Raw genomic sequence first — 21,943 nt, 5'->3', positions numbered from 1 at the left:
TTTGCGCATTTCGCAATATAGATGGTTTTTCAATGAAACTAGATGCATGAAATACATTTAGAATCTTTATAACGGTAAAAAAAGGGGATCTAGATGCATAAAATGCATTTAGCTTCCCAGATCGCCTTGTCCATTCTTCTTTGCATACTTTTTCTAACAAAGCTGACAAGCTCTATTTCAACGAAAATAGCCTAATTTTAACTGTAACGAAGCTTAGAAGGGTGTCGATTCATTGTGGATAGGGCAATAAGCAATAACCCCTGAAAAGGATAAAATTGGCCTACAAAGGCGGACGCTGCCGCTTCTCCATTCCCAATCTTGCTCTTCTATGAAGGGGCGCCTGTGAGGTTGGCCGTTTATGGTGATAGCATCGCCCAAGGCGCCAACGCAAGCGGCAAGGTAGATGCATCGCCATATATGCCGTCTTGGGCGGAGCTTTTGTCTTGGCAAATGGGCGAACAATATGGGATTAACGTTGATTATGTCAACTTATCCAAAGGCGGCATGCAGTCGGATTGGGGTGTTGAGCATGCTAATCAAGTTGCTGATACAGTTCCTGATTTAACTACTATCGCATTTGGCATGAATGATGGAACCTCGGGCAGGTCTGCTGAAGAGTTTGCGGCGAATATTTCTTTATGGACACCATTAAGAAAGCTAATCCACAAGCAGAGTTTATTCTGGTTGCTCCAATGCTGGCGAATCCGCAAACTTTTTTTAGCGGGAAACAAGCTGAATATGCAGCTGTTATGCAGCAAATGGAGAAGCAGGGCTGCGTAATCGTCAATATGACCAGACTCCATACACAACTGCTCGAACGCAAAAAATATTCCGATTTGACAGGCAATCATATTAACCATCCGAATGATTTTTTATCGCGTCTATACGCTCTGGCGATTGCTGCCGTTTGGAGATGATCATATGGTTTGCACTAGAGCCCATAGCCTGGACACTTAGAAGAAAGTGTTCGGGCTGTGGGGATCTTTTTTGTATATAAAAATATCTAGTTAAGGACGCCGTTAGGCGTTTTATTTTTTTAAACGCGCCTTTCCGAAGGACGGCGAAGCCGTTTATCCTTGAAATATAGGTAAGTATATGATTTTGTTACTTTTTATCTCCTATATTTTTGGATAAACGCGCCGTCTTCGCCTAAGCGAAGGAAGGCGGAGCCGTTTATTTTATTTACAGTTAATAGATATAAGGAATAAATGTTTTTGTTTTTTTACGGTAACGTTCGAAATCATCGCCATACTTTTCAGCAAGATGCTTATCCAGCATCGGAATATTATAGAACGCGAAGAAACAGAACAACCATAGAGGCACGAGCAATGCCCAAGCGTTCCATGCGACTAGCGCCATCGCAAGCACCCATAGCATATCGCCGAAATAGTTAATATGGATCGAATAGCGGAAGTAGCCGCCTGTATACAGTTTTCCTTTATGCTCCGGATTTTGTTTCCATAGATGACGAAGCCATTCGGCATGCGAATTAAAGAATGAACCTATGACGAAGATGATGACAAATACAATGTCCCATCCGTTCAACGGCTTGTTATGGAACAAGCTGAGAAGAGGAATAACGATATAATACAATGAAAAAGCCGTCGGAACACTAAAAGCCTCCGCCCATGGCATAGGTCTTTTTAAAAGAAAAAACATCGTAAATTTCATCCGAACAAAAACGATTAATATCAGGATGAATAGAAGCAAATTCCGTCCGGGATCACCATTCGTTAAGTTCCAATGAAATACAGCATTTAAAACCTCCGCTCCATCAAAAAAAAGCAGCCAGCCAGCAATGGCCAAAATAATCGTCTCTAACGTGAATAACGTAAGACGAGGATACCAATACCCCGTGTTTTGATTGTACAGTGTTTTCATGTTGCGCCTCCTAGTTTTGAAATTTGAACATATGATATTTCAAAACTTATTATAGCTCAACTTTATACGATTCGCTATATAGTTTTGAAATTTGACATCACGATCTTTTAAAATTAAAGTTGGATAGTGGGGGGTGACCGCAATTGAACGGATTTGAGAGACGAACGGAACAGAAGAAACAGCTTATATTAGCCATAACAAAAGAGAAGCTGAACTATGACAGGTTTCATACAGCAACGATTAAAGAGATAGCCAAGGAAGCAAGCGTATCTCAAGTATCCATTTACAATTATTTCGGGAGCAAGGATGAGCTGTTATTTGAAGCTATCGGCGAAATGATGGAGGAGCAGTTGAAGAGATATGAGCATTTATTAGAAGGCCAACTGCCTTACCCCAAGCTCATGTATACGGTAATGACGGAGGAAATGAAATTTTTTAAGATCATGAATGACTACATGAAGCAATCTGCTGATATTGAAGCAATGAAGGAGAGAGTCGATCGTTTTCTGGAGATGAAGTTCATTCCGTTTTTGCTGAAGCTTATTCAGCGTGGGATGGAAGAGCAGTATATGGCAGAGGGCTTGAGGGAAGAGGAATTGCTTTTTTATTTCAATATGTACCAGAAAGCGATGAACCAATTCCAAGAGACTGACCGTTCTGATCATGCTGTCATTTCCGAAGAACGCTTTATTCAATTTTTCTTCAAAGGTCTTATGGGCGATATGCTGAAATAAGGTCAGAAAGGAATTCGGATGTGAAAAATGTTATTGTAATTGGTGCCGGGATTTTAGGGGCTTCAGCGGCTTATCAGTTAAGCAAGCTAGGTGCTAAAGTCATAATTATAGATCGTAAAGATGCAGGACAAGCAACTGATGCGGCAGCCGGGATAATTTGTCCATGGTTATCACAACGCAGAAACAAAGCATGGTATCGTCTTGCTAAAGCAGGAGCAAGTTTTTATCCTTCTCTTATTCAGGAGCTAGAGGAGGCTGGAGAAGACAAAACGGGATATGCAAAAGTAGGCGCGATATGCATTCATAATGATCTGAAAAAATTAGTTGCGATGAAAGAAAGAGCGGAGCTTCGCAGAGAGGATGCCCCTGAAATAGGTGAACTTACGATACTGAGTGATCTTGAAGCGAAGCAAAAGTTTCCATTGTTGTCAGAGGGATATCAAGCTCTTCATGTGTCAGGTGCTGCTAGAGTGGATGGGCGTGAATTGAGAAATGCTTTACTAAGAGCAGCACAGCGTAACGGTGCGCAGATGATTGTGGGAGATGCTATTCTAGAGCAAAATAATTTTGAAATTACGAGTGTTAGAGTAGCACATCAAACATTCACAGCTGATGAGGTGATTGTATGCGCTGGCGCCTGGTCCAATGCTTTGCTTCACCCGCTGGGAATCATGATCCAGGTGCATTATCAAAAGGCTCAAATTATGCATTTGCAACTTGCAGGCAAAGTCAGCACAGAGCAATGGCCTGTTGTAATCCCGCCTTCAGATCAATATTTGCTTGCATTTGCTGACGGGCGTATCGTGATAGGTGCTACTCATGAAAATGACGTAGAAGGATATGATATTTCTGTAACAGCAGGCGGCTTGCAAGAAATATTAAATAAAGGCCTCCAAACGGCTTCTGGTCTTGCGGATTGTAGCCTCAATGAGATAAGAGTAGGGTTCCGTCCATTTACTGCAGATTTTCTTCCCGTACTGGGAAGAGTTCAAGGATGGAACAAACTAATCGTTGCTAATGGGCTAGGGTCATCAGGATTAACAATGGGACCATTTCTTGGCGAGCAGCTAGCCAAGCTAGCCATGAATCAACAGGTAGATATTCGGCTTGAAGATTATGCAGTAGAGCATGCCATAACTGAGTGATCGACTGAGAGGTATCATTTTTTAGCTTAGTAACATATGTTTGTTTTTAAGGAGCCGATGCGTATATGATTCAATTGACGAACCGCCAGGCACGGCAATTTCTGTTATTGAAGCACGGGCTGCTGGGCGAATATAAATTTACCGGAAAGCAGGGAGCATTGGATTTTGTGCGGCAGGCCAGCTGCATTCAATACGATCCTATCGATGTTTGTGCTGCGTCGAATCGGCGCTGTTGGCCTTTTATGGAATCGTGCATCCGATGCCTGGCTGAACATAGGGGGATTGAAAGCGGAACAGCGCAATGAGGTTTTCCGCCAACTGCTTCATGAAGCACGCATTGTTGCTGTTGCTGTGGACCAAATGAAGGACATGCTTTACTGCCGCACGGAGGATTTGCCGCTTATTGAAGCCGTCTTGCAAAATCCGGTGACGAATTTGCGCTGCGAGTTGATTGCCCCACTGGATAATTTCATATGGGACAGAAAATTGATCAACGAATTATTTGGCTTTGATTACACCTGGGAGATTTATACGCCTACAAACAAACGGAAATTCGGCTATTATGTGTTGCCTTTATTATACGGAGAAAGCCTAATAGGACGTGCTGAGGTTATCGCGGAGCGTAAAGCCGGGACGCTTGTTGTTAAAAATATCTGGTACGAAAACGGCATAAAGTCAACAAAGCAATTGCGAACAGCTTTAAACAATTGTTTCCAAAACTTCGCATTATTCAACGGATGCGAGACGATTTCGACAGAGTCTATGCTTTTATTAAAATAGTCCACGCTAATTAGCGTGGGCTATTTTTAATATCTTGCAGTTTGATTTTAGCAAAAATAATCAAATAAACAACTTATGAATTTGTTATTCTGTCAATAAAGGAGGGTGTAGGATGCATGATAAAGATTCTGTTCAAAGGGCTATTCAATACATGGAGAATCGTCTTACTTATAAAATGACGTTGGAGGAGATAGCCGCTCACGTTGGATTTTCCGCCTTTCATTTCCATCGTTTGTTTCGTAGTACTGTCGGCATGAATATTGGAGATTATTTGCGAAACCGCCGATTGTGCCAAGCCTCTCGATTACTTTTGCATACTGAGGAATCTATTCTTAATATATCCTTGGACTGTCACTTTGAAAGTCAGGAAGCATTTACGCGAGCATTCAAAAAAATATATGGGATGCCGCCGGGGCGATACCGCAGCATATTTCGTTTACATAATGAAATCATAAAAGGAGAGAATGCTATGCATACAAGTTCACCTATAAAGGATTGGTTTTTGAGTGGAAGTCACCCTCATGAGTATGAAATAGGTATAGATCGAGATATTGTTCATCTCGGTAAATCTTCTGGTTTTTTGAGAGCTATATGCCCGCAAGATGCGGATTCATTTGCAACGTTAATGCAGCAATTCAACGCAGAAAAATTTGTAGGACGCAGGATGAAATTCTCAGGTTTTGTGAGGACAAGCGATGTTACGGCGTTTTGCGGTCTTTGGATGCGTGTAGATAATAGTTATTCCGATGTTCTTCAGTTTGATAATATGAATAATCGAAAAATTATCGGTAATACAAATTGGAATCATTATGCGATTGTTTTGGATATTCCGGAGAAAAGCGCAACCATTTCTATTGGAGTTTTGTTAATGGGATCTGGAAAAGTGTGGGTAGACAGCTTCCAATTTGAAGAAGTTGATACGAGTGTTCCTACAACCAATTTGGAGTTTGATTTTAAAATACTTGACGAACCATCTAATTTATCATTTGAAGAATAACGTTTGAACGGGGAGATAATGATGCTGAATCACTATATGAAAGCAGTGTTCGGAGGTAGCGTTATGGCACTTGTTGTAACAGGATTTAATATTTTTGCAGGTTTACTTTTTAAATGGCTCACGGGAAATTTTGTCGGACATTTGGTTTCAATTAAGCATTTGTTTTTATTTCTTATTGTCCTACTGTTATCAGCCGGTTATTTGACTACAAAGAAACCTGCTAGAAACGGATACAAAGTTACGGATGCTGGACGGTTTTAGTATACATGTGTTAATGCGAGAAACTTATCAGTGATAGCTGATGACTTTCTTGCATTAACATATGGCGCGGAATTATCCGGCGAACTTGAACCAGTCCGCCGAATACAGCCGATCTATACTTTTCCAAATGCTGCTCAAAATTAACCGGAAATTCCGCTATCAAGTATAGTTGTTCGGTATAGGCGCTGCTGCTGCCTTTTTTCGATCCCATATTTTAAGCACATAGGCAATAATAACAGGGAGCACTAAGAAGAAGACGGCAGATACAATATTGTCGGCAGTGCCTGTCATAAATAACGAGCTGCTTACTGCTACAGTGTTGAATATAGCATGGGTGAACATAGCCGTTATAAAGCCGTACCTTACGAAAATAAAGCTGAACAGCAAGCCAATAATCATTAGCTCGAACAGTCTTGTCGTTGCAGGATAGAACGGATAGGTGACATGACCGAGCGCCCAAAACAAGGTAGGCAGCAGTGCTGCCAAGAAAGAGTTTTTAAACCATCTGCGGAAAATGCCGATTCCAAAAAATCGGAACACCGCTTCCTCTGAAATAGCAGCTGCCCAGGCTAGAACAGGCATTAGCCATAGCGCGCTCATATTATAAGGTGACATGCTGACATCCGTTGTGCTCCAAGTGCCGATTACTTTTTCAAGCAATAGAAAGATGATTGGCTGCAGGCCCAGCATTATAATGGCGAATAAGTAGGATAGGCCCATGCTGCGCCATACATACTGTCCATAGCCTGCCTGGCCCAGCCGAGGCCATAGATTGCGTCCCTGCGCCTTCCATAAGCCATCGCCTGCCACTATCGATATATAGACCGAAGCTGCCATCGCCAGGCTGAGCACCAGTGTAATTACGAGGGTAAATATTTTAATGCCATTCGTCGGGATGCCAGCTCCCTGCGAAGCCATGACGGCATCAAGCATATTGACGTTCATTACAATGTAGACAATCAAAAATATGAAAGTCAAAATAGAACCATATTTAAAGGAAGTGTAATGACGATAAAGAACGGCATAAATAATAGCCAGAATAAACAGCACGATACTCATGCCGAGATAGCCAAAGCCGGTCAGTAAGCCAGCAAGTGAATCCTGCTTTGCAACATAGTTTTTATAATCCGGCGGCGGAGTGAATTGAGAAGAATATTTCGTTACAACGATTTTATCGCCAATTTGCTGCGCCATTGCTTTAATATTCATGCTTGCTTCGCCGATTTTAAAAACAGGCGCAGGGCTGCTCCACTCGCCTTTTGGCAGCAGCTTCAGGCTGTTAATCTGGTCTTGTGAAAATTGATACTTGGCAAGCTCAGCGGATATCGCTTCTTTTTGCAGCTGCTCATTGACCGTCTGCTGCGTGCTGCCCACATAAAATTCCCAGCCGACAATTTGCCCGCTAAACATATGTATGTTAACTAGTCCGCTGCCCTTAGTATCAGCTAATTTGAAATTGACTTGAAAATAGTCGTTTGGGAACAAACGATCAAATTGCTTGTCATAGGATTCAGTAAGCTTTTCTTTGGATAAATAGCCTATAAAAAGCTTGTTTGCTTGATGAATCGTCTTGGCATCAGAAACGGTATAACCGGTTTGCTTTTCTACAAACTGGATCGCTGTCTGCTCAGCTGCTTCCTTTTCAATCGTTTTGCCTCCATATTCATGGGAGCTCGTTGCCGAAAAAAGCGGCATCAGCTCAAGCCATATAAAAACAAGACAAAATAAGATAGCAGCTATTACGAATTTTTTCCATTCATTCGCTTTAATCATTTCGTTCATACTGTCACCTCTGCATTTCTAATTGTGCATGCACTTGTCGAGACTGCCGATTCATTGCAGAAGGGCCCATTTTCTGATGATTTAAACCCCGTAAAGGTTTAAATTGGCCTACAAAGGCGGACGCTGCCGCTTCTCAAGTCCCAATCCTGCTCTCCGTTTCCCTTGCTTATTGCTTACCAATGGTTTTGCCAAAAGAATCGGCAGTCTCCTGTCAATCTCTACCTTATCATATCATTCCTGCTTTGATCCAATATCATGCAGCTCGCATTCTGGCCCGTTACTTCAAATTAATACGGTAAACTGCGTGAAAGCCAGTCATATGTAAGCATACAAATGGCAATAATTATTTATGACTCGATAAATGTGTCAGCCGATTGATTCGCAGCGGGGTAGATGGCTGCGATTTGCTTGATCCAAAGCTGAACGGAAGGATCTAGAGTAGCTGGATCTGGATGAATAAGCGATGTCGTTCGTTTCGTTTCCTCCAGTTCTTTAATAGAAACAATAGCTAGCTCGTTATCAAGCAGAAGCTGCTGGCGCATATACGATTTGGGGAGCAGGGTAGCAGCCCGGCAAGTATGCATTAAACGGAGAATCGCTTCAAATGAGTCGATTTCCATCCGCACGTCTGGCGCCAAGTGGTATTTCTCAAACAGCTCGTCGGTTAAAATGCGATACCAGGTCCCTTTGGAAAATAAAATCATCGGCATGCCGTTTAAATCTTCGATTCCGAGCTCGCCTTTGCTGATCGTCATTTGATTGCGGGGATGGACAAGCAGCAAATGGTCGTCAAATAATGGTGTGCAATGCAGGGTCGAATCGTCAATGCTCGTTGCCACCACGCCAATATCTGCCTTGTGCTCGCGGACAAGAGAAACGATTTCATGTGTTTTTCCTGTAACGGCTTTAATTTCTATCTCAGGATAAGCTAAAGTAATCGTTTGTATAAGATCAGGCAAAGTCGTTTGCAGCGTTGTCAGGCTTGCCCCGATCGTCATCGTAGAACGGCTAGTCTCCATAAACTCTGAAACGGTTTGCAGATATTGACGATGAAGCTGGCGGATTTGAGTTGCATACTCGTAAGTAAGCCGTCCTACTCTTGTAAGCTCCAGCCGCTTGCCGACGCGCTTGAAGAGCTCTACGCCTATGTCCTGCTCCAGCTTGGCCAAGCGTCTTGATAATGCCGGCTGTGAAATATTCAGTATTGCTGCAGCTTTATTCATACTGGATTGCTCAACAATTACAGCGAAAATTTGCAGCTCATCGATCATCTTGTGCAGCTCCTTATGCATTTTTGTTATAACTTATTATAATTAATAAGCAATTCCATTATAAGCTGAAAAGGGGTAGGATGGAAGTATGGCAAAAATGTGTCGCTTTTGTTGACGCTGGTACATGCTGGGGGTACAATGAAACATGGTTTGTACAAATTCCAAGAGTGGCTGAACGTTTTACCTACAAAACTCTTGGAAACACGAAGCAACTGCATAATCAATCTATTTGGCATGCTGTTGTTTCAACTTCAACTAAAGAATACGTAGGTACAGAATTGAAAGGAGAAAACAGGAAATGAAAGGTAATTCGTATTTCTCACGCAAGCTGCACTCGCTGCTCGGAATTATTCCGCTGGGCGGGTTTATCGTCGTTCACGGCCTTGCGAACTATCAGGCTTTTGAACGCGGACCCGAAGGGTTCAGCAAAGCTGTTAATCTTATTAACAGCATGCCTGTATTGCCGTTGCTCGAAATCTTCGGCATCTATCTTCCTTTATTGTTTCATGGTATTTATGGCTTGTACGTCGCTTACCAGTCGAATTCAAATCTAGGAAGGTTTCAATACGGGCGCAACTGGGCGTTTACCGCACAGCGTGTAACAGGAGTTATTACATTTGTATTTGTATTCTGGCATGTATACCAGACTCGTATTCAAGTGTACTTGGGTCAAATTACTCATGAGGAATTAGGCTCAACAATGAATCTCATTGCGAATAATCCGCTTTATTTTGTATTTTATGTAATCGGTGTGCTAGCTGCTGTGTTCCACTTTGCTAATGGTCTGTGGGCTTTCTTAGTTAGCTGGGGCATTACAGTAGGACCGAAAGCACAACGCATCTCTTCCTATATTTGCATGGGCGTATTTGTAGTTGTAGCAGCATTTTTCTTGCTATCGCTTGTTGCATTTAGAGGCGACGAGTTTAAAGAAGCGGCAAGCGCTGCATTAGCTTTAAGCAATCTTGGTTAGTTTTTGAAGACAAGGAGCGATACGTAATGGCAAAAAATAAAATTATCGTCGTTGGCGGCGGTCTTGCTGGTCTAATGGCGACTATTAAAGCAGCAGAAGCCGGCGTACATGTGGATCTGTTCTCCCTTGTTCCGGTAAAGCGTTCCCACTCCGTATGTGCCCAGGGCGGTATTAACGGCGCAGTTAATACGAAGGGTGAAGGCGATTCGCCATGGGAGCATTTCGATGACACGGTATATGGCGGAGACTTTCTTGCCAACCAGCCGCCTGTAAAGGCGATGTGCGACGCGGCGCCAGGCATTATTCACCTTATGGACAGAATGGGCGTTATGTTTAGCCGTACATCTGAAGGCTTGCTTGATTTCCGTCGTTTTGGCGGAACGCAATATCACCGTACTGCTTTTGCCGGCGCTACAACAGGCCAGCAGCTGCTGTATGCTTTGGATGAGCAGGTTCGCCGCTGGGAAGCAGCAGGACTTGTTAATAAATATGAGCATTTCGAATTTCTAGGCGCGGTTATTGATGATGACGGCGTTTGCCGCGGTGTATCTGCGCAGGATTTACGCTCCATGGAGATCAAAACCGTTCGTGGTGATGCAGTTATCCTTGCATCCGGCGGTCCTGGTATTATTTTTGGTAAAACGACGAACTCCGTTATAAATACGGGTACAGCTGCGAGTGCTGTTTACCAACAGGGCGTTAACTATGCGAATGGCGAGTTTATTCAAATTCACCCGACAGCAATTCCGGGCGACGATAAGCTTCGTCTAATGTCAGAATCGGCTCGCGGTGAAGGCGGCCGTATATGGACTTATAAGGACGGCAAGCCATGGTATTTCCTAGAGGAAAAATACCCGGCATACGGAAACCTTGTTCCGCGCGATATTGCTACTCGTGAAATTTTCAGCGTATGCGTGGATCAGAAGCTTGGCATCAACGGCGAAAACATGGTTTATCTTGATCTTTCTCATAAGGATCCGAAGGAGCTTGATGTTAAGCTTGGCGGCATCATTGAAATTTATGAGAAGTTTATGGGCGATGACCCTCGTAAAATTCCAATGAAGATATTCCCAGCGGTTCACTATTCCATGGGCGGCATGTGGGTAGATTATAACCAAATGACGAACATTCCTGGATTGTTTGCTGCAGGCGAGTGCGATTACCAATACCATGGCGCTAACCGTCTGGGAGCCAACTCCTTGCTATCCGCTATTTTTGGCGGTATGGTTGCCGGCCCTAAAGCTGTTGAATATATTCGCGGCCTTAAAAAGTCAGCTGAAGATATTGCTTCTTCCGTATTTGATCGTGAGACTAAACGTCAAACTGACAAATATGAGCGCATTAGAGCAATGAACGGTACTGAGAACGCTTATGTTATCCACAAAGAGCTTGGCGAATGGATGACGAACAATATGACAGTTGTTCGTTTTAATGACAAGCTTGAGCAAACGATTCACAAAATTAAAGAGTTGAAGCAGCGCTATAACAACATCAACATTAACGATACAGCAATGTGGAATAACTCAGGCGTAGCTTTCACGCGTCAGCTATGGAATATGCTTGAGCTTGCTGAAGCTATGACGATGGGTGCGTTGTTGCGTAACGAAAGTCGTGGCGCGCACTACAAGCCAGATTTCCCTGAGCGTAACGATGATGAATTTATGAAGTCAACAATTGCAACGTGGACGGCTGAAGGTCCGAAAATTTCTTATGAGGATATTGACGTCAGCTTGATCAAGCCTCGTAAACGTGATTACTCAACAGATAAGAAGACAGAAGAGAAGACAGATAAGAAGAAAGGAGAATAAAGATGGCTCAAACTACAGTTGCTAACAAAACAGTTAAGTTTATCATTACTCGTCAGGACAAGCCGGATTCCAATTCATATACGGAAGAATTTGAAATTCCTTACCGCCCTAATATGAACGTTATTAGCGGTCTTATGGAAATTCAGCGTAATCCACAAAAAGCGGACGGTTCCAAGACAGCTCCTGTATGCTGGGAATCCAACTGTTTGGAAGAAGTGTGCGGCGCATGTTCAATGGTTATCAATGGCAAGCCGCGTCAGGCGTGCAGCGCGCTGATCGATAAGCTGGAGCAGCCAATCCGCCTTGAGCCGATGAAAACATTCCCGGTCGTTCGTGACCTTGTTATTGACCGTGAGCGTATGTTTACTGCATTGAAGCGCGTTAAAGCGTGGATTCCAATCGACGGTACGTATGATCTTGGTCCTGGACCTCGTATGGCTGAATCGAAGCGTCAATGGGCTTATGAGCTTTCCAAATGTATGACTTGCGGTGTTTGTCTAGAGTCATGCCCTAACGTTAACGATCGCAACAGCTTCATTGGTCCAGCTGCTATTTCTCAAGTTCGCTTGTTCAATGCTCACCCTACTGGTGAGATGAACAAAGAAGAACGTCTGGATGCATTGATGACAGACGGCGGTATTGAAGGCTGCGGCAACTCGCAGAACTGCGTACGCTCTTGTCCGAAGGGCATTCCTTTGACAACTTCAATCGCTGCTATAAATAAGGATACGACGAAGCATTTGTTCAAGAAATGGCTTGGCATGTAAGTTAAGATCCAAGGATATGCACATTAAAGGCTGTTTCGACAGTAGCTGCACGCTGGCTGCTATCGAGCAGTCTTTTTTTAAGATATAAGAAAGTATAAGTTTTCAACTGCAATGAATTGACAGTCAAAATGATGAGCTGTGTCAAATATCACATGAACGATTATGCTGGTATGCTAAGCTAACTAACAACTAATACCCGCTTGCTAGCAGCGGTGGAAGATTAAGAAGATGGTGAGGCTGCTTATGAGTACGGATATGATCATAACACTTACAATATTAGTTATTGCAGCGGGACTATTTATGAGCGGTAAGATTCGTTCCGATTTGGTTGCGATTTGTGCCCTAATTTTGCTCGTATTATTTGATATTTTGAAGCCGGCAGAAGCATTGTCTGGTTTCGCCAACTCCGTAGTTATTATGATGGTCGGCTTGTTTATCGTTGGAGGAGGCATTTTTCATACTGGACTGGCTAAGAAGGTTAGCGGTCAACTGCTCAAGATGTCAGGCAAAAGCGAGACAAAGCTGCTAATAACAGTTATGCTTGCGACTTCATTTATTGGAGCATTTGTCAGCAACACAGGTACAGTTGCTGTGATGCTGCCTATCGTAGTCAGCTTAGCGATGAGCGCTGATGTAAACCCTGGAAAGCTTCTGATGCCGTTAGCTTTTGCAAGCAGTCTGGGCGGAACGCTTACTTTGATCGGAACACCGCCTAATATGGTTATACGCGAAACTCTATCGAATGCAGGAGTTGCTGAGCTTTCTTTTTTCTCATTTTCTCCAATTGGAATCGTATGTCTTGTTATTGGTACAGTGCTGATCGTTCTTCTTAGCAAATATGTACTGCCGTCCAATAACAAAAGCGGCGCGGGCAAGAAGGAGAAAAGCCGTACATTGAAGGAGCTAGCTGCCCAGTACAGCTTGTCGCAAAATCTATATCGCGTTCAGGTTACAGAGCACTCCCCCATTTTGTCCAAGCAGCTGCAAGAGCTGCAAATGACAGACCGTTATTGCATCAGCTTGAGTGAGATCAGAAGAAAAACGTCGCATAAAAACCCTTTTTTCAAAACGATTAGCCAGGAAGTGGCAGGACCTAAAACGGTAATTGAAGCAGACGATATATTATATGTGAATGGGACGTTTGAAAATGTAGAAAGATTTGCTCAAGAAAACCAGCTGGAAATTATGGATCACCAGGCTATTGAGAGAGTCGCTGACCAGTCAACGGAGCATTTTGCATCAGCAGAAATAGGCATTGCAGAGGTGCTGTTCCCTCCCAGTTCCAGACATATTAATCAGCTGATTAAACAGACGGGGTTTCGAGAGCGATTCAACATTAATATTTTGGGCATTCAGCGTAAAGGCGAATATGTGCTGCATCAGCTTAAAGATGAAAAAATCCGTTTTGGCGATGCGCTGCTCGTTCAAGGGGCTTGGAGCAATATCGCCCGCTTGTCCCAGGAGCAGGAGGATGTCGTAGTTGTCGGCCAGCCTTTGGAAGCGGCAGCCTCGGTGCCAATTAATCATAAAGCTCCGCTGGCCGGCGCGATTATGATTTTGATGGTAGTTTTGATGATACTGGATATTTTTCCTGCGGTAATTTCAGTCTTGATAGCGGCTGTATTAATGGTGGCAACCGGCTGCTTAAGAAGCATGGAGGAAGCCTATAAAACAATTAATTGGGAGAGCATCGTCTTAATCGGGGGCATGATCCCGATGTCGATTGCGATCGAAAATACAGGGGCAGCCGAACTGCTGTCCACTAATCTCGTGAACAGCTTAGGAAGCATGGGGCCGCTTGTATTGCTGGCAGGCATCTATTTTGCAACGTCTACTTTGACATTATTTATTAGCAATACGGCATGTGCGGTACTTTTCGCACCGATTGCTTTATCAGCTGCCCTGCAAATGGGTGTCAGCCCGATTCCATATCTGTTCGCCGTCTCATTAGCGGCAAGCATCTGCTTTGCAGTACCGTTCTCAACACCGCCTAATGCCCTCGTAATGACAGCAGGGAAATATACCTTTATGGATTTCATTAAGGTTGGCTTGCCCGTACAAATTTTGCTTGGTGTAGCTATGGTTGCTTTGCTTCCTGTGTTTTTCCCGTTCTAAGATCATAAATAAAAGAGGAGGCTTGCGCCTCCTCTTTTATTTATGGTTAGAGCCAATGCTCGCCCCAGGCTTGAATGGATTCTATTACAGGCTGCAGAGCCTCACCCTTAGGGGTTAGCTCGTATTCGATGCGTACAGGCATTTCAGGATAGACGTGGCGATTGACGATACCTTGGCACTCTAATTCCTTCATGCGATCCGTGAGCATCTTGTCGCTCATTTCGGGAATTTGCTCCTTCATATCTTTAAATCGCTTAGGTCCCCCAAGCAAGACGCGAATAATTTTACCTGTCCATTTTTTTCCTAAAATATCAGCCGCAGCTTCATACTTCGGGCACATTGTCGAATAATCCAACCGAATCACCCCGCTTATTGTATATTTATTGTAACATAGGTACGCAAAAAAAGTAAGTAAGTGAAAGAGGGTATTGATTGGAAAAAGAAATGTTTGGCACTTAATGAAAACTAATAATTTGTTACACAAATGAAATGTTTCTGTTATCGCTCTATTACATCATTAGGCTATTATACAGATAGACCCCCTTTTGAATATATATAGCTTTAGGACCTGCACTCTGCAGGTCCCTTTTTTTTATTTTATGTGCCAGAACGGTTAGTGCACTGTGGATTAACAGTGAAATTACAACGGTACAACAATCCGCTTTCTTTTGCGATAGAATACCCACTGCTTATAGCCAATTTGCTTAAGAACTGCTGCCACCTGTTCAAAATCCTCGGCAAGCCTCTCAGGCGTATGGGAATCAGATCCAAATGATACTTGAACGCCAAAATAATGAGCACGCTCAAGAATATCGTTCGAAGGATACCAGCCGCCAGCATCCTTAGTGCTTCCCGATGTATTAATTTCTATTGCAACACCACATTCCGCTATCGTACGAAGTGCGTCGTCAACGGCATCCTGTGCAGGGATATCGGAAAAAGCAGGATAATAGCCTTTCATGGCATCAATATGCCCAAGTATATCAAACATGCCGCTTCGCGCCGACTGTCCAATCAAGTCATAATATTCTCTTTTTTCCTCGATCAGCTCTTTATCAGAAAGATGCTTCCAGCGATTTTTATTAAAAATGCTTACGCCTTTTACTTGATGGACAGAGCCGATAATATAGTCAAATGGAACAGAAGCATAAGCCGCTTTGTATGCATCCAGATGATCAGGGAAAAAATCTGATTCAATACCTAGCAATACTTCAATTTTATCTTTATATTTGTCTTTTAATTGCAAAACCTCGGCCACATAATTAGGAAAGTCGCTTCTTGCCATCGCGATGTTAGAAAAGGGCTGATCCTTTTCGTGATAAAAGTAAGGGGAATGGTCAGAAATGCCAATAACCTGAAGACCGGTAGCAATTGCTGCTTGAATATAATCTTCTATCGAACCTACGGCGTGCCCGCATCGGATATGGTGGGTGTGCAAATCAAATTTCATCGCTCGTACTCCTCCTTGCAGCTATTCACTGCTAATAAATTGGTGCTCAGGCATGCCCTTCAGATCGCTTAAAAACTGCTGCATGGCTGTATTCAAATATCTGCCTGATTTATAAACAACCCCGACGGGATGTGTTTTTTCCAGCTCAGGAACCTTGATCATCTTTAATGACCCGCGCCTGATTTCATTTAAAATTGATAATTTGGAGATGACTGCTGCGCCTAAATTAATTTCTACCATGCGCTTTACTTCTTCACTGCTGGACAGCTCCATAACGATGTTCGGTTGAACATGGTACTCGTTAAGCAGCCGGTCCAAAAAACGTCTGCCAAGCGTATCGGGACCAAGCATAATCATCGGCAAATCCTTTAGCTTGTCAATAGTCGTATGTGTTAGGTTTGCCATTGGATGATCCGGCGATACAACAAGCTCAAACGTGTCATAGTACAGAATAGAAGCCGAAATCTGCTGATTTCGCTCTGTTAAGTATGTTATGCCAACATCGACAGAGCCATTCTCGAGGCTTGCCATGACTTGTGAAGAAGGCATGGTATGTATCGTTGTTTTAATTAATGGGAATTGATTTTGAAAATAGGATAGGACCCGCGGCAATAGCTGAATCGCTATTGAAGATGTAGTACCAAGCAATATATGTCCTTGCGGTGTATGGTTTAGATCCGAAAGCTTCTGCTTCAGTTCTTCCGTAATACGCAATATTTGTTCAGCATGCTCTAAAAAAACTTGGCCATGATCCGTTAACGTTACAGGCTGGCTTCGATTAATGAGTATCGTGCCGAATTCGTCCTCCAAGCTTTTTATTTGGGCAGATACTGCTGGCTGAGTTAAATTGAGCAATTCGCCTGCTTTGCGAAAGCTCATCGTTTTCGATATAGTGAGGAGCGTTTCTAACTGACTCATATTCACGCGCAGTAATACCTCCTTCATGGCAAGCAGCCAATAAAAAACGGCCTCGTCATCATTTACTTCCTTTATTATAGCGAAAGTTGCTCATTTCATCAAAAAAAAGGAATGGCCGTCTAAAGCCATTCCTTCTTGCGAAAAATATAAAACATGACCAGACCGAGCAAGGCCATTATACCGATCAAAATATAGGAGCCCTGCTTCAAATGCATGAGTGGAATAAAATCAAAGTTCATCCCATATATACCAGTAATAAAGGTAAGCGGCATGAAAATGGTCGTAATTGCTGTAAAGACACGCATAATTTCATTGGCGCGCGCGGATAGTCCGGATTGATAAGCTTCTCGCAAGTTTCCGGTCAAATCGCGATAGGTCTCAAAGGACTCAGAAACTTTAATCGCATTTTCATAAACGTCGCCAAAATATTTTTGCAGCTGATCATCAATCAGCTTTAAGTCTCTTTTGTTGATCGTGCCGATCACTTCGCGCTGCGGGCCGAGCATTTTTTTAACCCACAAAATTTCACCGCGCAAACCGATAAGCTCAATCAAATGATTTTTCTTCGGATGAATCAGAATGTCCTCTTCCAGCTTTTCAAGCTTGGAGTCAATTCGGTCACCGACAAGGAAGTAGTTATCGACAACCAAATCGAATAGATGATAGAGGAAATAATCCGGACTATGCACCTCTTGCTCCCACAGTCTAGGCTTAAGCAGTCTGAGCTCGTTTATTTTTTGGCTTGTTACCGTAATAATATAGTGCTTTCCCAAAAAGATGTTGAGCGCGCGCAAAAATATTTCTTCATCATCAAAACGGATACTATTCATTACAATAAAATAATGATCGTCATAAACTTCAAATTTAGGACGCTGCTCTTCATCGTTCAAGCAATCCTCAACGGCAAGATCATGAATGCCGAATAAAGGCTGTAAAACGGTTAAATCCTCAAGCGCTGCATCAATCCAATAAAATCCATCAGCTGGTGCAATAAGTGTTTGTTCGATTTCTTCAATAGGTGTGAAGACACCTTCTTTAACTAGACGTATTTTCATCGCAGTCTCTCCTTACGCTGGGGAAAATAGACTGCCGGCTGCTGCATGCACGTAGCCGAATGATTGATCATTGCTTAATGTTCATGACGCTCGCATATCCGTATCTATACGGAGTGACACGTCAAGAAAAGCAAACGACAACAAGCGGCTAGCATGAAACCGGCATAAGATTTGAAAATAATTGCTGGGCTTTGGTCGGTCCCCTTCCATGGCGGCTGTCACTCCTTTTAATGATATAATGTCGTAATCCTTGTTTAGTATACTCCTGCCACAGCTTAACATTCAAGACAAAATGTCATACTACAGTGAACATCTTGACTATAGAGCCAATATAGATTAAAGTGGATGTATCTTAAAATATAAGGCTGAATAAGTTGCAATCTTATCTAGCTTATATGTCTTGCCAGATACGTAATGCGATTTGTTTTATCATAATTAAATAGACTACTTTCTTATCAAGAGCAGGCGGAGGGACTAGCCCTATGAAGCCCGGCAACCGGCATGTAATGTACGGTGCTAATTCTTGCGGAAGCGTAAGCTTCTGAGAGATGAGAGAGGCGTTTGCTGATACAGTTGAGCGTACGACCTTTCTCCGAGAGAAAGGTCTTTTTAATTATTTGACATAGATAATTAATTATTAGGAGGGATAGCAATGCCGATTAAAATTCCGGATCATTTGCCTGCAAAAGAAATATTGAACGAAGAGAACATTTTTGTAATGGATGAAAGTGTGGCCTACCATCAAGATATTCGGCCGCTGCGAATTGCGATACTAAATATTATGCCTACAAAAGAAACAACCGAAACTCAGCTGTTGCGTTTGCTTGGCAATACGCCGTTGCAGGTCGAGTTTGTACTTTTGCACCCTAAAACCCATACATCCAAAAATACGCCTGCGGAGCATCTGGAGACTTTTTACAAAACATTCGACGAAGTGAAGGATGAATTTTTTGACGGCATGATTATTACAGGAGCGCCTGTTGAGCATTTGCCGTTCGAGCAAGTCACTTACTGGGAAGAGCTGCAGGAAATCATGAACTGGAGCGTGGAGCATGTCACTTCTACCTTCCATATTTGTTGGGCTGCACAGGCTGGACTTTACCATCACTACAATGTGCCTAAATACGATTTGAAGCAAAAAATATTCGGCGTATATCCTCATACGGTTGAAAAAAGCAATGTTAATTTGCTGCGCGGCTTTGACGAAATGTTCTTCGTGCCGCAATCCAGACATACTGAGGTGCTGCGTGAAGATATTGAAAAGATCGAAAATCTTGAAATATTATCGGAATCTGCAGATTCTGGCGTTTATATTGTAGCGACGAAGGATGGAAAACAAATTTTTGTAACTGGACATTCAGAGTATGATCCGAACTCTCTTAAAGCAGAATATGATCGTGATATTGCAAAGGGAATGGATATTCAGCTGCCTTGTAATTATTACCCTGGCAATAATCCGGATCATGCACCGCGTTCCACTTGGCGTGCGCATGCTAACCTGCTATTTTCTAACTGGCTGAACTACTATGTGTATCAAATAACACCCTATGAGCTGGGACAAAAAAAGAAATAAATTTGAGGGAGAAGAAACCATGAAAATAGAAAGCAAGCTAGCACAAATCGGTTCGCAAAATGATCCGGATACGGGCGCGGTTAGTTATCCTATCTATCATGCAACAGCATTTCGCCACCCAAAGCTGGGCCAAAGCACGGGCTTTGATTATTCCCGTACCAAGAGCCCGACAAGATCTGTTCTAGAAGCAGCGATTGCAGAATTGGAAGCGGGAGATGCAGGCTTTGCCTGTAGCTCCGGCATGGCTGCCCTGCAAACGGTTTTTGCTTACTTCAGCCAAGGAGATCATTTCATCGTTTCTATTGATCTGTACGGCGGTACGTATCGTTTGCTGGATCAAGTCATGTCACGCTTTGGCGTTACGGTTTCCTACGCAGACACGAATAATATTGATGAGCTGGGCAAGCATTTGCAAAGCAATACAAAAGCTATTTTGATTGAAACGCCAACCAATCCATTGATGATGATTACGGATCTGGAGAAGGTTTGTGCATGGGCCAAAGCTAATCAATTGCTGACTATTGTTGACAATACTTTGCTTACGCCTTACTTCCAGCGTCCTATTGAACTTGGTGCAGATATTGTCGTTCACAGTGCCACCAAATATTTGGGCGGACATAACGATGTACTGGCAGGCTTCATCATAACGAAAGGCAAAGAACTTTCGGATAAAATGGCTTTTCTTCATAATTCCATTGGCGCTGTGCTTGGGCCGCAGGATTCCTGGCTGCTTATGCGCGGAATGAAGACATTGGCGCTTCGTATGGAAAGGCATCAATCCAACGCTCTTGATCTTGCCCATTATTTGCAGGAGCATCCAGCGATCGAGAAGGTGTTTCATCCAGGCTTGCCGGATCATCCGGGCTATGATATTCAACAGAAGCAATCTTCAGGAAATACCGGCATTTTTTCTTTTAAAGTAAAAGATGAGCGTTATGTAGAGCCCGTGCTTCGTCATGTGGAGCTAATCGCCTTTGCTGAGAGCCTGGGCGGAGTGGAGTCCTTGCTTACGTATCCAAGAGTACAGACGCATGCCGATATTCCATTTGAAGTAAGACAACGAGTAGGTGTCGATGAAAAACTGCTTCGCCTTTCTGTAGGGATTGAGCATATTGACGATCTAATCGCCGATTTGGAGCAAGCCTTGGCCGCAGCCAAAGCAGAAATTGAAGAGGGGAATTAACGATGAGTCAAAATAAAAAGCATTTTGAAACGAGCTTGATTCATTTTGGCTCAGAAATTGATTCGCAGACAGGCGCGGCGAGCGTACCGATTTTTGCAGCGACTACCTTTCACCACAAAAGTGTAGAGGAATCGCAAAAATATGATTACAGCCGTTCCGGCAATCCGACGCGTGAAGCGCTTGAGCAATATATTGCCGTGCTTGAAGGCGGAACTGACGGCTTTGCATTTGCTTCCGGCATGGCGGCTATTTCCACAACATTTTTGTTATTCTCGGCGGGCGATCATATTATTGTTACAGATGATGTGTATGGCGGAACGTATCGTTTTTTGACAGCCATCATCAATCGTTTCAATGTTGAAGTGACATTTGTCGATATGACGGATTTCGACAAAGTAACGGCCGCTTTGCAGCCTAACACAAAGGCCATATTTATGGAGTCGCCATCCAACCCGACCTTGCAGATTACAGATATTAAGAAACTTGCGGTTTGGGCCAAAGAAAATGATTTGATTTCTATTATAGATAATACGTTTATGACTCCTTTGTATCAGCGTCCGCTGGAGCTCGGCATTGATATCGTGCTGCATAGCGCTACCAAGTTTCTAGGCGGCCATAGCGATGTGCTGGCAGGACTTGCTGTAACGAAGGATGCGGAGCTGGCTAAGCAGCTCAAGTTTTTGCAAAACGGGTTTGGCGCTGTGCTTAATGCGCATGAATCGTGGATGCTAATGCGTGGCATGAAGACACTGCAAGCCCGCATGGTTCAAAGCGAGCAGAGCGCTCGCAAGCTGGCCGAATATTTGCAGCAGCATCCAAAAGTAACCCGAGTGTATTATCCAGGACTTGCGGATCATCCAGGCCGCGAAATTCATGAGTCGCAGTCATCAGGCTATGGCGCAGTAGTTTCTTTTGAGGTAGACGGCGGCGAGCGTGCGATTCAAATGCTCAATCGTGTGAAGATTCCGCTGGTAGCTGTAAGCCTTGGTGCTGTCGAGAGCATTCTGTCCTATCCGGCGAGAATGTCCCATGCTGCGATGACCAGAGAGGAACGTTATGCCAGAGGCATCACAGACGGCCTTGTCCGCTACTCCGTAGGCCTTGAGCATATCGAAGATATTATAGCGGATTTGGATACGGCTCTTGGGGAGCTGTAATGGGTTTGAGGTATTCAAAACTTAAAGAGCAAAGGGCAGGAGCTGTTCTTGCTCTTTTTTTGTTCTAAATACCTTAACTGAATTACTATAAGCTAA

22 protein-coding genes and 1 riboswitch are annotated in these 21,943 nt (G+C 43.4%); of the genes, 15 read left to right on the top strand and 7 right to left on the bottom strand.

Features of this window, described 5'->3' with window-relative positions:
• Positions 1-348 precede the first annotated feature (348 nt).
• Together V1L65_RS19395 and V1L65_RS19390 are read left to right on the top strand one after the other, a co-directional pair.
• A complete protein-coding gene (locus tag V1L65_RS19395; RefSeq protein ID WP_331700886.1) occupies positions 349-780 on the top strand; it encodes an SGNH/GDSL hydrolase family protein in 432 nt (143 codons plus the stop codon).
• Positions 759-917, top strand: coding sequence for a hypothetical protein (locus tag V1L65_RS19390; protein ID WP_331700885.1), 159 nt, complete (start codon positions 759-761; stop codon positions 915-917). The genes V1L65_RS19395 and V1L65_RS19390 overlap by 22 nt, the downstream gene beginning before the upstream one ends.
• A 271-nt stretch (positions 918-1,188) precedes the next feature.
• On the opposite strand, the gene V1L65_RS19385 is transcribed toward V1L65_RS19390, so the two are convergent.
• On the bottom strand, positions 1,189-1,881 hold the full coding sequence (locus V1L65_RS19385; RefSeq protein WP_331700884.1) for a DUF1295 domain-containing protein: 693 nt from the start codon (positions 1,879-1,881) through the stop codon (positions 1,189-1,191).
• 143 nt (positions 1,882-2,024) lie between these two features.
• Here V1L65_RS19385 and V1L65_RS19380 point away from each other — a divergent pair, with 143 nt between their 5' ends.
• The 5 genes from V1L65_RS19380 to V1L65_RS19360 all read left to right on the top strand — a co-directional run bounded on the left by V1L65_RS19380 (position 2,025) and on the right by V1L65_RS19360 (position 5,798).
• Positions 2,025-2,615, top strand: a complete 591-nt coding sequence (locus V1L65_RS19380) for a TetR/AcrR family transcriptional regulator (protein ID WP_331700883.1) — start codon at positions 2,025-2,027, stop codon at positions 2,613-2,615.
• 20 nt (positions 2,616-2,635) lie between these two features.
• Entirely contained in the window at positions 2,636-3,760 is a 1,125-nt protein-coding gene (locus tag V1L65_RS19375; protein WP_331700882.1) for an NAD(P)/FAD-dependent oxidoreductase, read from the top strand.
• Between the two features lie 204 nt (positions 3,761-3,964).
• Positions 3,965-4,540: a DNA glycosylase AlkZ-like family protein gene (locus tag V1L65_RS19370; protein WP_331700881.1), complete on the top strand. Its 576-nt coding sequence runs from the start codon at positions 3,965-3,967 to the stop codon at positions 4,538-4,540.
• Positions 4,541-4,652: 112 nt separating this feature from the next.
• Entirely contained in the window at positions 4,653-5,537 is an 885-nt protein-coding gene (locus V1L65_RS19365; RefSeq protein WP_331700880.1) for an AraC family transcriptional regulator, read from the top strand.
• Between the two features lie 63 nt (positions 5,538-5,600).
• The gene (locus tag V1L65_RS19360) at positions 5,601-5,798 is read left to right on the top strand and encodes a hypothetical protein (protein WP_331700879.1); all 198 of its coding nucleotides are present in this window, start codon (positions 5,601-5,603) and stop codon (positions 5,796-5,798) included.
• Positions 5,799-5,957: 159 nt separating this feature from the next.
• Here the strand turns inward: V1L65_RS19360 and V1L65_RS19355 are convergent, their stop codons facing one another.
• Entirely contained in the window at positions 5,958-7,580 is a 1,623-nt protein-coding gene (locus V1L65_RS19355; protein ID WP_331700878.1) for a CPBP family intramembrane glutamic endopeptidase, read from the bottom strand.
• Between the two features lie 347 nt (positions 7,581-7,927).
• The gene (locus V1L65_RS19350) at positions 7,928-8,851 is read right to left on the bottom strand and encodes a LysR family transcriptional regulator (RefSeq protein ID WP_331700877.1); all 924 of its coding nucleotides are present in this window, start codon (positions 8,849-8,851) and stop codon (positions 7,928-7,930) included.
• 80 nt (positions 8,852-8,931) lie between these two features.
• On the opposite strand from V1L65_RS19350, the gene V1L65_RS19345 reads away from it, so the two are divergent.
• The 5 genes from V1L65_RS19345 (at position 8,932) to V1L65_RS19325 (ending at position 14,511) form a co-directional block, all read left to right on the top strand.
• Positions 8,932-9,153: a hypothetical protein gene (locus V1L65_RS19345; RefSeq protein WP_331700876.1), complete on the top strand. Its 222-nt coding sequence runs from the start codon at positions 8,932-8,934 to the stop codon at positions 9,151-9,153.
• Positions 9,150-9,821 (top strand): succinate dehydrogenase cytochrome b558 subunit, encoded by a 672-nt coding sequence (locus V1L65_RS19340; RefSeq protein ID WP_331700875.1) that lies wholly within the window; start codon positions 9,150-9,152, stop codon positions 9,819-9,821. Before V1L65_RS19345 ends, V1L65_RS19340 begins: the two co-directional genes overlap by 4 nt.
• A 26-nt stretch (positions 9,822-9,847) precedes the next feature.
• Positions 9,848-11,629, top strand: coding sequence for a succinate dehydrogenase flavoprotein subunit (sdhA, locus tag V1L65_RS19335; RefSeq protein WP_331700874.1), 1,782 nt, complete (start codon positions 9,848-9,850; stop codon positions 11,627-11,629).
• Between the two features lie 2 nt (positions 11,630-11,631).
• Entirely contained in the window at positions 11,632-12,396 is a 765-nt protein-coding gene (gene sdhB, locus V1L65_RS19330) for a succinate dehydrogenase iron-sulfur subunit (RefSeq protein ID WP_331700873.1), read from the top strand.
• Positions 12,397-12,639: 243 nt separating this feature from the next.
• Complete coding sequence (locus V1L65_RS19325; RefSeq protein ID WP_331700872.1) at positions 12,640-14,511, top strand: SLC13 family permease; 1,872 nt, start codon at positions 12,640-12,642, stop codon at positions 14,509-14,511.
• Between the two features lie 46 nt (positions 14,512-14,557).
• Here the strand turns inward: V1L65_RS19325 and V1L65_RS19320 are convergent, their stop codons facing one another.
• The 4 genes from V1L65_RS19320 to corA form a co-directional block, all read right to left on the bottom strand.
• Complete coding sequence (locus tag V1L65_RS19320) at positions 14,558-14,866, bottom strand: winged helix-turn-helix transcriptional regulator (RefSeq protein ID WP_331700871.1); 309 nt, start codon at positions 14,864-14,866, stop codon at positions 14,558-14,560.
• A gap of 285 nt (positions 14,867-15,151) precedes the next feature.
• Positions 15,152-15,961, bottom strand: a complete 810-nt coding sequence (locus V1L65_RS19315; RefSeq protein ID WP_331700870.1) for a histidinol-phosphatase — start codon at positions 15,959-15,961, stop codon at positions 15,152-15,154.
• Positions 15,962-15,982: 21 nt separating this feature from the next.
• Positions 15,983-16,885 carry a LysR family transcriptional regulator gene (locus tag V1L65_RS19310; RefSeq protein ID WP_331700916.1) on the bottom strand — a complete coding sequence of 301 codons (903 nt, stop codon included), beginning with the start codon at positions 16,883-16,885 and terminating at the stop codon, positions 15,983-15,985.
• Positions 16,886-16,998: 113 nt separating this feature from the next.
• On the bottom strand, positions 16,999-17,934 hold the full coding sequence (gene corA, locus V1L65_RS19305; protein WP_331700869.1) for a magnesium/cobalt transporter CorA: 936 nt from the start codon (positions 17,932-17,934) through the stop codon (positions 16,999-17,001).
• A gap of 449 nt (positions 17,935-18,383) precedes the next feature.
• A riboswitch (SAM riboswitch) is annotated at positions 18,384-18,489 on the top strand.
• Positions 18,490-18,586: 97 nt separating this feature from the next.
• Between corA and metA the strand changes: the two genes are divergently transcribed.
• The 3 genes from metA to V1L65_RS19290 are packed head-to-tail and all read left to right on the top strand — an operon-like array spanning position 18,587 to position 21,847.
• On the top strand, positions 18,587-19,507 hold the full coding sequence (gene metA / locus V1L65_RS19300; RefSeq protein ID WP_331700868.1) for a homoserine O-acetyltransferase MetA: 921 nt from the start codon (positions 18,587-18,589) through the stop codon (positions 19,505-19,507).
• Positions 19,508-19,526: 19 nt separating this feature from the next.
• The gene (locus V1L65_RS19295; RefSeq protein WP_331700867.1) at positions 19,527-20,690 is read left to right on the top strand and encodes a PLP-dependent transferase; all 1,164 of its coding nucleotides are present in this window, start codon (positions 19,527-19,529) and stop codon (positions 20,688-20,690) included.
• A gap of 2 nt (positions 20,691-20,692) precedes the next feature.
• Positions 20,693-21,847, top strand: coding sequence for a trans-sulfuration enzyme family protein (locus tag V1L65_RS19290; RefSeq protein ID WP_331700866.1), 1,155 nt, complete (start codon positions 20,693-20,695; stop codon positions 21,845-21,847).
• Positions 21,848-21,943 lie beyond the last annotated feature (96 nt).

The organism is Paenibacillus sp. IITD108, from assembly GCF_036541265.1.
Taxonomy (GTDB): domain Bacteria; phylum Bacillota; class Bacilli; order Paenibacillales; family Paenibacillaceae; genus Pristimantibacillus.
Note: the sequence above shows the minus strand (reverse complement) of the source record. Positions and strands in the feature narration are given on the sequence as shown.

What these genes read in the sequence shown, in the direction of transcription:
- V1L65_RS19390 (WP_331700885.1), top strand. Translation starts at nt 759, where the DNA reads ATGGAGAAGCAGGGCTGCGTAATCGTCAATATGACCAGACTCCATACA.
- V1L65_RS19385 (WP_331700884.1), bottom strand. Translation starts at nt 1,881, where the DNA reads ATGAAAACACTGTACAATCAAAACACGGGGTATTGGTATCCTCGTCTT.
- V1L65_RS19370 (WP_331700881.1), top strand. Translation starts at nt 3,965, where the DNA reads ATGTTTGTGCTGCGTCGAATCGGCGCTGTTGGCCTTTTATGGAATCGT.
- V1L65_RS19365 (WP_331700880.1), top strand. Translation starts at nt 4,653, where the DNA reads ATGCATGATAAAGATTCTGTTCAAAGGGCTATTCAATACATGGAGAAT.
- V1L65_RS19360 (WP_331700879.1), top strand. Translation starts at nt 5,601, where the DNA reads ATGGCACTTGTTGTAACAGGATTTAATATTTTTGCAGGTTTACTTTTT.
- V1L65_RS19355 (WP_331700878.1), bottom strand. Translation starts at nt 7,580, where the DNA reads ATGAACGAAATGATTAAAGCGAATGAATGGAAAAAATTCGTAATAGCT.
- V1L65_RS19350 (WP_331700877.1), bottom strand. Translation starts at nt 8,851, where the DNA reads ATGATCGATGAGCTGCAAATTTTCGCTGTAATTGTTGAGCAATCCAGT.
- V1L65_RS19345 (WP_331700876.1), top strand. Translation starts at nt 8,932, where the DNA reads ATGGAAGTATGGCAAAAATGTGTCGCTTTTGTTGACGCTGGTACATGC.
- V1L65_RS19340 (WP_331700875.1), top strand. Translation starts at nt 9,150, where the DNA reads ATGAAAGGTAATTCGTATTTCTCACGCAAGCTGCACTCGCTGCTCGGA.
- sdhA (WP_331700874.1), top strand. Translation starts at nt 9,848, where the DNA reads ATGGCAAAAAATAAAATTATCGTCGTTGGCGGCGGTCTTGCTGGTCTA.
- sdhB (WP_331700873.1), top strand. Translation starts at nt 11,632, where the DNA reads ATGGCTCAAACTACAGTTGCTAACAAAACAGTTAAGTTTATCATTACT.
- V1L65_RS19325 (WP_331700872.1), top strand. Translation starts at nt 12,640, where the DNA reads ATGAGTACGGATATGATCATAACACTTACAATATTAGTTATTGCAGCG.
- V1L65_RS19315 (WP_331700870.1), bottom strand. Translation starts at nt 15,961, where the DNA reads ATGAAATTTGATTTGCACACCCACCATATCCGATGCGGGCACGCCGTA.
- corA (WP_331700869.1), bottom strand. Translation starts at nt 17,934, where the DNA reads ATGAAAATACGTCTAGTTAAAGAAGGTGTCTTCACACCTATTGAAGAA.
- metA (WP_331700868.1), top strand. Translation starts at nt 18,587, where the DNA reads ATGCCGATTAAAATTCCGGATCATTTGCCTGCAAAAGAAATATTGAAC.
- V1L65_RS19295 (WP_331700867.1), top strand. Translation starts at nt 19,527, where the DNA reads ATGAAAATAGAAAGCAAGCTAGCACAAATCGGTTCGCAAAATGATCCG.
- V1L65_RS19290 (WP_331700866.1), top strand. Translation starts at nt 20,693, where the DNA reads ATGAGTCAAAATAAAAAGCATTTTGAAACGAGCTTGATTCATTTTGGC.